Here is a 14,120-nt window from a genome sequence, read left to right as displayed (position 1 = left end):
AGCAAATTAGAATTCATAATGAGGGTAGATTATAAATCTTAACAATTAGCTATAATAAATAATATAGCTAATACAAAGCAATTACAATAGATGAGCCGTCCATAATATACATGTTAAACGCTTGATAAATTCTCTGAACTAAAAGTAAGGTTTATTTAGAAGACGCTTTTAACCTTGGGGTTTGTTACATACTTTATAAAAATAGAATAAATATGCCTATCATAAGCAGCAAGGTTAAAAACCCTTGAACGACCAAAAAAGCCTGATGAGGCGCTGCTATATGACGAACCATATTACCCAAGGCATTATAAGTTATACCAGCAGCATTGATATGTGGTGGTTTTTCAAACGTTCTTATAATTTGTAAAAACTGCTCTGTATGTATAGATGTCCAGCTATACGGAGCAAAAGGCAAAAAAGGTGCTAATTGTACAGCCTGTCTTTTGGTGGCAGGTGACCATAACCAACGCTCTAAAAACAGCAAACGCATACGCCAATCAATGAAGATACGCTGATCGATGGCTTGTACTAGCAATATCTCTATATCTTTATGCCGCTTGTCAGAGAATATACGTTGCTGCAATGCCAATACCTTGGTCTTTTCGCCTTCTAAACATTGTAAAAAGTGTCCGTTGCCATAACATAAAGTACCAGTGATACCTTGTTGCTCATTATAATTACGAGCATGCGCTTCTACTTCATCAAATATTGAGGCTCTTAGTCGTGAGCTTAGCGTCAGACTACTGACATAGACCAACTGAATCAACGCTGAATCTGCTATATGATCCAAAGTATTCAGCTTGCTACTGTTATCCAAAGACATAAAAATAATTCCAAAATTCGCCCTATCCATTGAGCGATAAATAAAAGCCAGCAAATGTACTAACAACGACTACAAGTCATAGACTCACAAGAAGGCAGCAAATGATTACTACGTTAAACTATCCTATATTTTTAGACTTGTTATGATAGCAGCTTGGCGAAAAGCAATGACGAATAGCCGTTGTAAAATAAAAATCTTGAGTGCTTATGTTATCTTTACAGCACAGCAATGACTAATGTAGCAGTGAGTTAGCAATGAGCGGCGGCTTGAGTTAAATCTTATAACTCATTGTAATTGCATGGATAATTTATTGTAACGATTCTAACTATTTATTGGTATGTTTTTATCTATACGGTTACAAGAAACTTTGAGCATAATCCTTTGAGAACAGTCCTTTGAGCATGATCAAAAACAAAGACAAATATGACGGCCCCAATGACAACAAAAGCGACAACAAGAGCAACGAAAGGAACATTATGAGTAAAATAGAAAAGTTAGACGATCTGCACTTAACCATTGCTGAGATTAAAAAGAAAGATTATCCGCAACTAAAAGCCCTAATGGATCGAGTCTATGCCAATTTAGGTGGCTCTTGGTCAAAGACTACGATTAATAGCTTGATTGATGCTTTTCCTGAGGGTCAAATTGCTTTATTCGATCATGATCAACTGATCGGTATCGTTTTATCAGTAAGGGTTGACTACGCTAGATTTTCAAACCCGCATACTTATGAGGACTTGATCGGTCTCAAAGAGATTATCAAAGACGATCCTACTGGCGATGCTATCTATGGCTTGGACGCGCTTATCGATCCTGACTATCGGGGCTATCGCTTAGGTCGCAGGCTCTATGATGCCCGTAAAGAGCTATGTCGTCAGCTCAATCTGCGCTCTATTCTCGCAGGGGGCCGTATTCCTAATTATCACAATCATCAAGATTTGACCCCAGGCGAATATATAGATGCCGTCGAGTCACGTGAGATTCATGACTCAGCGCTATCGTTTCAGCTATCCAATGGCTTTATTGTTAAGCGTATTTTGACCGGCTATTTACCTGATGATAAGCAGTCAAAAGGCTTTGCGACCTTGCTTGAGTGGGCAAATATTTATTATGAGCCGCGAGACTATAAGCCTAATACTCGCAAGTCTGAGGTGCGTATCGGCGGCATTCAATGGCAGATGCGCGAGGTTGAGTCACCTGAAGAATTGCTACAACAAGTTGAGTTCTTTGTCGATATTATGGCCGACTATAACTCTGACTTTGCCTGTCTGCCTGAGTTCTTTAATGCGCCACTTATGGGTCTGTGTGAATCGACCGATCAAAATGTCGCGATACGGTTCTTAGCAGGATATACCGAATGGTTTAAGAATGAAATATCTCATCTAGCGGTCAGCTATAACGTCAACGTTATTTGCGGGTCAATGCCGCTACTCGATGAAAACGATGTGCTGTATAACGTCAGCTATCTGTGTCGCCGCGATGGAACGGTTGAGGAACAACGCAAGATCCATATTACTCCGCATGAGCGTAGTGCATGGGTGATCGAAGGTGGTGATAAAGTCCAAGTGTTCGACACAGATTCTGGTCGCATTGGTATTTTAGTTTGCTACGATGTTGAGTTCCCAGAGCTGGCACGACTGATGGCGCTTGATGATATGGACATCTTGTTTGTGCCTTTTTGGACCGACACCAAAAACGGCTATTTGCGTGTACGTATCTGTGCCCAAGCTCGTGCGGTCGAAAATGAGTGCTATGTGATGATCTGTGGCTCAGTGGGTAACTTACCGCAGGTTGAGAGTCTCGATATTCAGTATGCGCAGTCGTCTATCTTTTCGCCATCGGACTTTGCCTTTACCCATGATGCTATTATGGCCGAGACTACACCTAATACTGAAATGGTATTCTTCTCCGATGTCAATTTGGACAAGCTCATTCATGTCCGTAATGAGGGCTCAGTCCATAACTTGCTGGATCGCCGTGATGATTTGTTTAGCCTAAAGTGGAAACGTAAAGTAGCGGTTTCTGCCAGCAAATTGAGCGATGAGGAACGTCGTGAGAACTCAGGTAGCGTACTGTTAGGTGACCCACTGCAAGGTCGTGCACAAAAATTTTAGCGTCTTGAATATATTTAAACTTTAAACAAACGGCTGACGATTCAGCCGTTTATTTTTATCTACTTGATGCCTCATTTAAAAGGGTACTGTTATGTCTACCGACACTATAGAATCTAATCCAAAGCCTGTTAAAAGCCCAAAGCAAAAGGCATGGTCAATAGTCAAAAACGTGCTCTTATATGGCTTTATATTTTTGTTTATTTATACTGCTGTTAACTGGTGGCGCCAGCCTATCATGCCAGCTGATCCACAATTGCAGTTGACGGACTATCAAGGCCAAGCTGTCGATTTGGCAATTCTAAGTGCCGACGAACCAACACTGATATACTTTTGGGGAACTTGGTGTTCGATCTGTAGTGTAACTTCCCCAACTATCAATAAGCTGGCTATAGCAGATAACTATCCCGTAGTGACAGTGGCCATACAATCTGGTAGTGATCGAGATCTGCAAGCTTACCTAAATGAGCATAACTATAGCTTTACGACTATTAACGATGCAGAAGGTGAAATATTTGATGATTGGCAAGGACAAGTGACGCCCTCTTATGTGATCTTAAAAGATGGCAAAATGACACAAGGATTGACGGGTATTCAGCCGTTATGGTCGCTTAAACTGCGGCTGTGGTTAAGCTCATTTTAAAAGATAAAAGACCTACCAATTTAATAAACTAGCAGGTCTTTATTGTCGATATTATGATGGCACAAGTTATTAGCTATTAACCAAGCAACTCATCCAACGCTTTATACTCGTACTCTAACGCCTCAGCTACCGCCTGATAAGTGACATGACCTTGCAGTGTATTAACGCCTTTGGCAAACGCTGGATTATCGAGACAAGCTTGCTTCACGCCTTTTTTGGCCAGTGCTAGTATATACGGCAATGTCACATTGGATAGCGCGAGAGTCGATGTTCGCGGCACTGCACCTGGCATATTAGCCACCGCATAATGAATGATGCCGTGCTTGGTGTAAGTCGGATTATCATGAGTCGTAATCCGATCAGTAGTCGCAAACAATCCGCCTTGGTCAATAGCGATATCGACAACGACGCCGCCATCATTCATCGATTCAATCATCTCTTCACTGACGAGCTTAGGTGCTGCTGCCCCTGGTATCAGTACGGCTCCGATAACTAAATCGCTATTTTTGACAGCCTTAGCAATGTTCAGCTTAGTTGACATCAATGTCTGCACGTCATTGCCGAACAGCTCAGATAGCTGTTTGAGACGTTTCGGATCAAGATCTAAGATCGTCACATCAGCGCCAAGACCGATCGCCATTTTGGCCGCTTCAGTACCTGAGACGCCGCCACCAATGATCGCCACCTTACCTTTTTGTACACCTGGAACGCCGCCGAGCAATATGCCCTTGCCGCCATAAAACGACTGCAAAAATTGTGCGCCGATCTGCGTACTCATACGCCCTGCGATCTCACTCATAGGCGTAAGCAGCGGCAGTGAATTATCCGCTAACTGTACAGTTTCATAGGCAATACCCGTAACTTTTTTATCGACTAATGCTTTAGTCAGCTCAGATTCTGCTGCTAGGTGTAGATAAGTAAAAAGCGTTAAATCTTCTCTAAAATATTGGTACTCTGATGACTGTGGCTCTTTAACCTTAATAACCAGTTCAGCCTGCCAAGCTTCTGCCGCACTATCAACGATAGTAGCACCGACATTCTTATAATCTTCATCTGTGAATTGCGAGCCCATTCCCGCATTGGTCTCAACATAGACATCATGACCACTATCAACTAAGGCACTAACGCCATTCGGTGGTAGGCCGACACGGTTCTCATTGTTTTTGACTTCTCTTGGAATTCCTATCTTCATGGTTGCTCCTTGCAGTATTGTTTTGAGAGTTATTTGTGTATCAATTCATTTATCTTAATCGTAACACTTATTTTAACTTGCGAATGCTTTTCTTATTGTTTGTCTAAAATATGCTTAAGCTCTGCTATTACTACTGTAGAATCGAAGCACTCTAGAAGTAGTGTGATACTACTGAAATGCAGCACACTCCAAACAAAAAATCCTCACAATAGCATGGGCTGTCATAAGGACTTTTTACTAATTAGCGTTTATTAAGTCAAAAACTTATGGCATAAAGCGCTGTGCAGAAGGCATCTTTTTCATCAGTATCCAGTAGATAGCACCGGCTGGAACTAAGCTGGCATACCAAGAGATGCTCGAGAAAATTAAGGCAACCACGATACCGACAACCATGGCGATAATCGCTGCCATATTGACGCCTTTATAGGGGCCATTCTCGTCATATAACTTATCAATATCGAGTTTTTGCTTGCGAATGATGTAGTAATCGACTACTAAAATAGCAAAGATAGGCCCTAAGAATGCTGAGTAGGTCTGAATAAATAAGTTCAAACCTGCCGCTGACTCATCTTTGACTAGCTCCCATGGGAAGGTACAAAAAGCAAGCAAACCAACCAATATGGCCGCGGTCTTGAACTTAATTTTGAAGATATCCATTAACGCATAAGCAGGTGGTACCACGTTATTTAGAATGTTGGTTGTGACCTGTGCGAAGGCAATGAACAGCATGGTGATAATCAACAGAGGCTTATTGTCAACGGCGCTTGAGAACACTTTGATAGGATCGACTTCTCCAGTAGCACTCGTGACCATCAGACCGATCAAACCCATAAATAAAGTTGCTGGTAGGATTGAGTTGGCATAGATGGCGACTTGACGAAACAGCCCAACCTCTTTTTTTAATTCACGCGAGTAGTCTGAAACGTTGAGCATCATGGTGCTATAGACACCTAGGAATAACATGGTCGCACCCCAAAACGGCGCACCCCATGTCCCCTCAACATTGACTAGGTTGGTCGATATCGCATCTCCATACTTATTAATAACACTAATAAACATGTAGATCAGTGAACCGATAATAAAAACGGAACCAATATTTTCCAGCCATTTGATACCGTGAAAGCCTAATACGGATAGTGCAATCTGCAAAAACTGAAAGCCAATAAAGAAAACAACGATATTGTTATAATCGAATAAGGCATCAGAGACCAAGTTCAGCGCGCCAGCGCCAATCCAACTTTGGAAACCGTACCAGACGATTGCCGGTATCGAACGCACTAACGCTGGAATACGGTTACCTGTAAAGCCGAATGACGATCGGCACTGCACCATAAATGGAATACCATACTTATGGCCTGCACGACCATTAATCATTAGGGCTGCGCCGATGACACTACAACCAATGGCAATCGCCAGTACAACCTGTAGTAGATTTAGAGTCCCGACCAAACCAGAGCCCACAGTGAAGGTTGCGATAGAGACACAGCCACCGAGCCATGCGAAAAGATACGACCAAGGATCCATGATACGTGTGGTTTGTGGAGCTAGACTCTCCTCTCCGATAGTTTTATGATCAATTATCTCTACCCCTGCTGTGGTGGCAGCTTTTGAATTTTCCATTTTGCTCTCCTTCCTTGAGAAAGTACTAGGGTCCGTCAGTGACTGTATTTAGTCATCAAACACCCTAAATATCTTTGGATGACTTCTTATTTAATAGGTGCCGCATAAGCGCCTATTTTGCTGGTTTTGAGACCGCAACCGACTAAGGCTTCGACCATACGTGTTGCGACTGTAACCCCATCAATAACGGGAACGCCCGTCTCCTCGGTCAACCATTCAGTCAAATCTGCCATGCCAGCACAGCCTAGTACTACGGCTTCGCAATTATCTTCTTTTACAGCGCGCAATATCTCATCACGTACCTTTTCCCGAGCGCCTGACCCTTCTTCCTCTAACGCTAATACCGGTATTTCAGCTGAGCGCACACGACGACAGCGATGCGATAAGCCATAGCCATGAATGAGCTCTTCAATCACAGGCACTGAACGTGGCAAGGTTGTGACGACACTAAAAGAAGTCGAAATCATGCTAGCCGCTTTAACCGCCGCTTCACAAATACCTAGCACTGGTCCTGAAAATACTTCACGACATGCACCAATACCTGGATCATCGAAGCAGGCGACAACCACGCCATCAACGCCATCAGCTTCCGCTTGTTTTAAGCGCGCCAGTAAGCCTGGTACTGACATTGCTTCATCATAATGACCTTGTATAGATGCAGGAGCGTCTATGCCTGATGCGCCAATAATTTGGGTTCCTGCACTGGCTCTTTGACGGGCGCTCTCTACAATTTTATCGGTCATCGAAACAGTTGAATTTGGATTCATGACTAAAATTTTCATACAGATTCCCTGCCTTGTATCATCATTAACTTTAAAAAAATAGTTGTATTGTTAACAATCATTGTTAACTATTATTGTTAACAATACAACTATTTTTTTATTTTTGTTGTATGCGTAGATACAGCGCACTATAATCGCTGCTATGACTAAACCAAAAATCAAAAAACAGATCCTTGAAGATGAAGCCATCCCAGAGCAAATCATCATCAACTCAATAGTAGCCGCTGTTTCAGAACAACGGTTACCTGCTGGTACCAAGCTAGGTGAGCAGGTATTGAGTGACTTATTTCAGTGCAATAGAGCTAATGTAAGACGTGCGCTCTCAACTCTTGCTACTATGCATGTCGTACAATTACAGCCCAATCGAGGGGCTTTTATTTCGACACCATCGCCGAAAGAAGCCGAAGATGTCTTTTCAGCTCGTCGTATCATAGAACGTACGCTAGCGTGTCAAGTAATAAATAATGCTACTGTACAAGATATGGTCGACATGCGAGCGATTATCAAATCTGAAGCTGAAGCACGGGCGCAAGGTAATAAGCCTGCCGAACTACGGTTGTCGCGCGAGTTTCACATGCATCTAGCGACTATCGCTGATAACCGAGTACTTGAACACTTTTTGAATGAGCTGACGTTACGTACGACACTGATCATAGGGCTATATAATGAAGCTGGCTCCTCTAACTGTGCTGAAGATGAGCATTTGAGCATCGTACAGGCTATCGAAGCCAAAGATGAGACGCTTCTTATAACCTTGATTGATGAGCATTTGCAGCATCTAGAGTCTGGGCTTAATTTTAAAAGCACGACAAAATCATTATTCGACTTAGCGGAGCAGCTTGTTATTTCTCCAAATTAAAACGCGCCTATAATAAAGCTTCTGATCAGCCACTACTTTCTTTGTCTATATAATCTGTGCCACTTCTTTTTCTAAACCCTTTCCTTATATATTAATTCGCAACATTGGCAGGCTTATCAGAGTTTTATCTCCCCTATTTTTAGTCACTTATTTATCCTATAATAGGTGGCTTTACTTTTGCTGATCATAACTGTTTACCTGTGAATGATCTGTTAAGCTATTAGCTGCACTGCTCTAAATTATCAGCCCCAAATTGCCACCCCTCCACTATATGAATAGAGATAAACACTAAGACTATGACTGAATCTATCGACTATAAAGACACTTTAAACCTAGCGGACACACCCTTTGCTATGCGCGCGAATTTGGCTAAACGCGAGCCTGATTGGTTGGCTGCGTGGGAGGCCGACGATGTCTACGGTAAAATTCGTCAAGCGCGTATAGGTGCACCTAAGTATATTTTGCATGATGGCCCTCCCTATGCGAATGGTCAGATTCACTTAGGTCATGCAGTCAATAAGGTACTCAAAGACATTATTGTTAAGTCAAAGACGCTTTCAGGATTCGATGCGCCTTATGTGCCAGGCTGGGATTGTCATGGTTTACCTATCGAACAAAAAGTCGAGGCAAAAGTAGGTAAAGTCGGCAAAAAGGTATCAGCGACTGAGTTTCGTGGTCTGTGCCGTGAGTATGCGACTACCCAGATTGAGCTGCAAAAGATAGATTTTAAGCGCCTAGGTATCTTTGGTGATTGGGACAATCCTTATCTCACCATGAACTTTACGCAAGAGGCTAATATCGTCCGTGCATTGGCTAAAATCCATCAGAACGGTCATGTGACGCGCGGTATGAAGCCAGTTAATTGGTGCTTGGACTGTACCTCTGCATTGGCTGAAGCAGAAGTGGAATATCAAGATAAAGCCTCTGATGCTATTTATGTCAGTTTTGATGTATTGGGGACGGACAAGGTTGCTGCGTTTGCTGATATTGAAGACACTATTGAAGCGGTTATTTGGACGACTACACCTTGGACGTTGCCTGCTAACCAAGCTATCTCGGTACATCCTGAGCATGAATATAGTGTCGTGGCTACCCAAAAGAGTAATCTGCTATTAGCCACCGAGCTTATCGACACCGCGATGGAAGCGCTGAAATTGACCAATCAAGGTTTGCTTGCTACCGTTGCTGGTCGTGAGCTTGAAGGCTTGCTCGCCCAACATCCGCTTATCAAAGATCGTCAAGTGCCAGTTATCTTAGGGGATCATGTGACCGTCGATAGTGGTACGGGTCTAGTGCATACTGCGCCCGGTCATGGTCTTGACGATTATAATGTCGGTCTAAAATATGGTCTGCCCGTCGAAAACCCCGTCGGTGGTAATGGTGTCTATTTAGAGAGCGCAGCGGTATTTGCCGGCGAGCATATCTATAAAGCCAATCCAAAGATTATCGCCACTTTACAAGAAAACGGTCATTTGGTTAGCCATACCAAGATTGAGCACAGCTATCCGCATTGCTGGCGTCATAAGTCGCCGATTATCTTTCGCGCAACACCGCAGTGGTTTATAAGCATGGAGGCTAAAGGTTTGCGTGAGCAAGCGCTTGCTGATATTCCAACGGTAAATTGGACCCCAGCTTGGGGTCAGAATCGCATTGAGTCGATGATGAATGGTCGTCCAGACTGGTGTATCTCACGCCAGCGTACGTGGGGCGTGCCGATTGCTTTTTTTACTCATAAAGAGACGGGTGAGCTGCATCCTAATACGCTAGAGCTGATGGAAGTTGCGGCGCAAAAAATTGCTGCTGGTGGCGTCGAAGCATGGTTCGATGCCAGCTGTGAGGATTTCTTAGGTAGTGAGGCTGCTGATTATGATAAAGCGACTGATACTTTAGACGTTTGGTTTGACTCAGGAACCACCCATTTTGCTGTCCTTGAGCAGCGCGATGAACTAACCAATCCTGCAGACATGTATTTAGAAGGCTCAGATCAGCATCGCGGCTGGTTTCAGACCTCACTGCTTACATCAGAAGCCATGTATCAGCGCCCGCCATTCAAACAAGTATTAACCCATGGCTTTGTGGTCGACGAAAATGGCCGCAAGATGAGTAAGTCTTTGGGTAATATCATCACCCCGCAAGAAGAGATCAACAAAACGGGCGCGGATATGCTACGGCTTTGGATTGCCTCTAGCGACTATCGTTATGAGATGTCTGCGGGTAAAGCCTCATTTAAAGGCGCAATCGACATGTATCGTCGCATCCGTAACACCCTGCGCTTCTTACTTGCCAATACTGATGATTTTGATGTTGCAACCAATAGCATAGATATCAATGAGTTAGTCAGTCTCGATAAGTTTATGATTGAGCGTACACAAACGGTACAAGCGCAGATTATCAGCGCTTATGATGCGATGGACTTTCACCAAGTCACTCAGCATATCACTGCATTTTGCTCGCAGGATTTGGGCAGCTTTTATCTTGATATTATCAAGGATCGTCAGTACACCACCCAAACCGATGGTCAACCGCGCAGATCAGCACAGACGGCGATTTATCATATCGCCCAAGCCTTAATCCGTTGGATTACCCCTATCTTGTCGTTTACCGCACAAGAAGCATGGGAAGTACTAAACGGTACAGCTGTCAATGCAGAAAGCTCAGATAGCTATGTGTTCACTCAAGCTTGGTATGAGTTCCCAGCGCTTGAGTTAAGCGCTATCAGCACAGATGATTGGCACAACATTATGCGCGCCAAAGATATGGTCAACAAGAACATCGAAACTGCGCGTGGCAATAAGATTATCAATGCTAACTTATCAGCTGACGCTACTCTCTACGCTGATGGCGCGATGTATGACAGCTTAGCCAAGCTTGGCGCGGAGCTACGCTTTGTATTGATTACCAGTAGTGCGGACTTGCAACCAATAGATAAAGCACCTGCTGATATTAGTACGTTAAGCGCTGATGACAGCAACGAAGCTTCTGCTGATTTAAGAGTCGTTATCACTGCCGCTAAGGGCACCAAATGCGTACGCTGCTGGCACATCCGTGATGATATCGGCGTCGATAGCGCACATCCTGAGCTATGCGCGCGCTGCGTCACCAACGTAGCAGGCTCAGGCGAGGTGCGTCACTATGCATAATAGGCCTAACTCATCTGAGCACGATAGGACTAACGATGATCTAGATAGTGTCAAACTAGACAGTGACATTGACATTGATAGTGTTGAGCTTGATAGCACGCCATTGGATGACACGTCAGCGCTTAGTACGAGTCATCTCAGTGATGATACGGCTGATCGCGTTACTAATGACGGACAGCCTTTCGCTACCCCTGAACCCGCTATTGCATCCGCCGGTCATGCACCCAAAGCGGCTCATGTGACTACGGGCAATTCGATGACGCCTATCAGTCGGCTCACAAAAACGCCAAAGATGATTGCCAACGGCAGCCGCGCTTTTGCTTGGTATGCGCTATCGCTATTGGTGCTCGCACTTGACCAATTCACTAAGTGGCTTGCCGAAACCAATTTGACCTTTAATGAGCCTATACCAATCATTGAGCCGTTCCTTAACTGGACACTAGCTTATAACTATGGTGCAGCGTTTAGTTTCCTGGCGGATGCTGGCGGCTGGCAAAAGTGGTTTTTTTCGGGATTAGCGCTCGTCATGTCTATCTTTTTGACCGTGTATTTAACCCGAGCGCCACGACAAGCTAAGCTATTATCATTAGGGTTGGCTCTAGTGCTTGGCGGTGCCGTTGGGAATTTAATAGATCGCTTACGCCTTGGTAAAGTCGTTGATTTTATTCATGTGCATTACGCCGATGTTTGGCATTATCCTATCTTTAATATCGCGGATATGGCTATTATGATCGGTGTGGCGATGATTGTGATTGATATGATATTTTTGGAAAAGAAGCGTCAAAGCTAATTTGAGTTGATACAGTTGCTTTAAATAAACCCTGTTATAGTTTGCTATAGCAGGGTTTGTTTTTCTGTAGGCTGATGCTTTTAGCCCAGCACAGTCTCTGCTCGACTTGGATGAGTATATTTATATAGAGTAACCATACGGGTACACCTGTTATATTCAATGAGGAGTTTGAACAAATTAAAATGAATTAACCTTTTGCAATACACTATAACCAATCTAGTTTTAGATGAAGAAATGATCTAAATACAAGAACAAAAGATTTACGGTAATTTATCCCAATCACCACCCGTCATAATAAATAACAGCCCTGCCAAATTAATCACTACAGTCAGATAATAAGCCACACGAAATTCTGGCTTTTGCGACTTATGTCTTAAGTAAGTCTGCGCCACCAGTGCCCCGACCCAACCGCCAAGCGCACTTAGGATATGCAAAGTCATCTCAGGGGTACGCCATTCGTTATTTTGCGCAGCGGCTTTGTCTTTGGCATACATAATATAAGTGATAATCCCTATCGCGACATACCAGCCAACGACTAGCCAGCTAAGCTCCTCTGTAAATGCGAGTAATATCAGCACGCCATAAAAGCCTATACCAAGAAAGGCACGTTTTTTCTGCCCATCTGCAAACTCTGCTTGCTGGCTTTTTTGTGAATTACGCTTACGAATCTGCTTATTCTTTTGTGCCATTTGTTGTTGTACAAAGCTCAGCTCTTGAACGTGTCTAGCTTGCAAACGCCCTTGATTATCTTGTCCAACCGTATATATCACGCTATCGCCGATGCTAGGTCTGCGCGGCGCTTTGAACTCACTAATGTGAAAAAACACCGACTCGCCCGCATCGGTTTTAATAAAACCAAAACCTTTGTCCTCTTGCCATTTTTCAACTTGGCCTTGATGTCTTTGCTGTTGTCTGTCCGCCATACTTACTCACTTATCTCATCAACCTTTAATTCTGACGGTCATTATATACTTTTCAGTAGCTCATAAAAAAAGCTAAGAGTCATCTCTTAGCTTTTTTGTACGTTAACACATTAACTATATGTCGCTATCTTATTAAGATTAGCTGCATTTTTTCTGTCCGTACAAATTAGTTAGATTAGTACGACGTTCTTTTGCAGCATTAATAGCTTCTTCTGTATTAGAGTAAGTGCCAATTAGTGCAGGCCAGAATAGTAATGCTGCTGCTACGTTTTTACCAGTAGCTTTACGCTCAGCGCGTGCTTCACTCTCAAATCTTTCAGCTTCTTCTATCTCGCTTAAGATTTGTTGGCAAGATAAATTAACATCGCTTACCTTTTTAGTTTGTACCACATGTGGTGTCGCACAACCTTGTACTAACAATGCCAATACGCCAACCACTACAAGAGCTTTCTTCATAATCATTCCAAAAGTAATTTAAGTTTAACAACTAAATAATAAATTGAATGCTTAACAATTCGATAACATTTATATAGATTTATGAAACATAAGTCAACTTAAATTTACTTATTGCATAAAAAAATATTTACATTTATCTAATTCATAATCTAATGAGCAGCAAATATTACTCAACATAGTGTAATGGGTATAGTGTGCTAAAATATTTGAGACTATTCATTCCACCAGCTAACGGCATCCTAATTATGACTAAAGAAACCAAACCCGACTTTGAGAACTCGCCACAGTTTATTAACCCTAATGAAGACACTCGTATCGCTTATGGCAGCTTAGTTAAGCTGCATTTTGAAGTGTCACTTGAAAATGGCACAATGATTGACTCGACCTTTAGCCGTGATGCGCCTGTAACTTTGACTATCGGTGATGAGAGTCTGTTACCTGGCTTTGAGCAAGTACTGATGAACTTGCGAGCGGGCGATACTCGTAGCGCTCACCTCGATCCTGAACAAGCTTTTGGTGAGTGGAATCCTGATAATATCCAAACCTTTAGCCGTACTCAGTTCGCTCTAGTCGCTGACAACCCAGAGATTGGCATGATGATTGAGTTTGAGGATAAAGGTAAAAATACTTTGCCCGGCACCATTAGCGCTATGAATGAGGACGAAATTGAGGTTGATTTCAATCACCCATTAGCGGGTCAAGCGGTACTGTTCAAAGTTAAAGTCTTTAAAGTCACTCCAGCTGGGGTCACTGGTATTAAACTAATGTAATCACTATTCAA

12 protein-coding genes are annotated in these 14,120 nt (G+C 43.1%); 6 read left to right on the top strand and 6 right to left on the bottom strand.

The genetic code is table 11. From position 1 onward, the window contains the following. Nucleotides 1–193: 193 nt before the first annotated feature. The gene (locus Q9G97_RS02305) at nt 194–823 is read right to left on the bottom strand and encodes a BLUF domain-containing protein (RefSeq protein ID WP_305899569.1); all 630 of its coding nucleotides are present in this window, start codon (nt 821–823) and stop codon (nt 194–196) included. A 476-nt stretch (nt 824–1,299) separates the two neighbouring features. Between Q9G97_RS02305 and Q9G97_RS02300 the strand changes: the two genes are divergently transcribed. Then, the gene (locus Q9G97_RS02300; RefSeq protein WP_305899568.1) at nt 1,300–2,937 is read left to right on the top strand and encodes a carbon-nitrogen hydrolase family protein; all 1,638 of its coding nucleotides are present in this window, start codon (nt 1,300–1,302) and stop codon (nt 2,935–2,937) included. A gap of 91 nt (nt 2,938–3,028) precedes the next feature. Then, nucleotides 3,029–3,577 carry a protein disulfide oxidoreductase gene (locus Q9G97_RS02295; protein WP_305899567.1) on the top strand — a complete coding sequence of 183 codons (549 nt, stop codon included), beginning with the start codon at nt 3,029–3,031 and terminating at the stop codon, nt 3,575–3,577. 76 nt (nt 3,578–3,653) lie between these two features. On the opposite strand, the gene ald is transcribed toward Q9G97_RS02295, so the two are convergent. The 3 genes from ald to Q9G97_RS02280 form a co-directional block, all read right to left on the bottom strand. After that, nucleotides 3,654–4,769 carry an alanine dehydrogenase gene (ald, locus tag Q9G97_RS02290; RefSeq protein WP_305899566.1) on the bottom strand — a complete coding sequence of 372 codons (1,116 nt, stop codon included), beginning with the start codon at nt 4,767–4,769 and terminating at the stop codon, nt 3,654–3,656. 264 nt (nt 4,770–5,033) lie between these two features. Continuing rightward, complete coding sequence (locus Q9G97_RS02285) at nt 5,034–6,389, bottom strand: NCS1 family transporter (RefSeq protein WP_305899565.1); 1,356 nt, start codon at nt 6,387–6,389, stop codon at nt 5,034–5,036. An 86-nt stretch (nt 6,390–6,475) separates the two neighbouring features. Continuing rightward, nucleotides 6,476–7,171, bottom strand: coding sequence for an aspartate/glutamate racemase family protein (locus tag Q9G97_RS02280; RefSeq protein WP_305899564.1), 696 nt, complete (start codon nt 7,169–7,171; stop codon nt 6,476–6,478). 142 nt (nt 7,172–7,313) lie between these two features. On the opposite strand from Q9G97_RS02280, the gene Q9G97_RS02275 reads away from it, so the two are divergent. From Q9G97_RS02275 to lspA, 3 genes are all read left to right on the top strand, one after another. Next, nucleotides 7,314–8,030 (top strand): GntR family transcriptional regulator, encoded by a 717-nt coding sequence (locus Q9G97_RS02275; RefSeq protein WP_305899563.1) that lies wholly within the window; start codon nt 7,314–7,316, stop codon nt 8,028–8,030. Between the two features lie 296 nt (nt 8,031–8,326). Further along, complete coding sequence (ileS, locus tag Q9G97_RS02270; protein ID WP_305899562.1) at nt 8,327–11,170, top strand: isoleucine--tRNA ligase; 2,844 nt, start codon at nt 8,327–8,329, stop codon at nt 11,168–11,170. Between the two features lie 238 nt (nt 11,171–11,408). Further along, entirely contained in the window at nt 11,409–11,960 is a 552-nt protein-coding gene (lspA, locus tag Q9G97_RS02265; RefSeq protein WP_371747921.1) for a signal peptidase II, read from the top strand. Nucleotides 11,961–12,220: 260 nt separating this feature from the next. Here lspA and Q9G97_RS02260 read toward each other — a convergent pair whose 3' ends face one another. Next, nucleotides 12,221–12,883 carry a cold shock and DUF1294 domain-containing protein gene (locus Q9G97_RS02260; RefSeq protein ID WP_305899561.1) on the bottom strand — a complete coding sequence of 221 codons (663 nt, stop codon included), beginning with the start codon at nt 12,881–12,883 and terminating at the stop codon, nt 12,221–12,223. Nucleotides 12,884–13,021: 138 nt separating this feature from the next. After that, the gene (locus Q9G97_RS02255; RefSeq protein WP_201571573.1) at nt 13,022–13,339 is read right to left on the bottom strand and encodes a hypothetical protein; all 318 of its coding nucleotides are present in this window, start codon (nt 13,337–13,339) and stop codon (nt 13,022–13,024) included. Nucleotides 13,340–13,584: 245 nt separating this feature from the next. On the opposite strand from Q9G97_RS02255, the gene Q9G97_RS02250 reads away from it, so the two are divergent. Continuing rightward, nucleotides 13,585–14,109 (top strand): peptidylprolyl isomerase, encoded by a 525-nt coding sequence (locus Q9G97_RS02250; RefSeq protein ID WP_201571571.1) that lies wholly within the window; start codon nt 13,585–13,587, stop codon nt 14,107–14,109. Nucleotides 14,110–14,120 lie beyond the last annotated feature (11 nt).

Origin of the sequence: Psychrobacter sp. M13, assembly GCF_030718935.1 — a bacterium.
GTDB classification, from domain to species: domain Bacteria; phylum Pseudomonadota; class Gammaproteobacteria; order Pseudomonadales; family Moraxellaceae; genus Psychrobacter; species Psychrobacter immobilis_G.
Note: the sequence above shows the minus strand (reverse complement) of the source record. Positions and strands in the feature narration are given on the sequence as shown.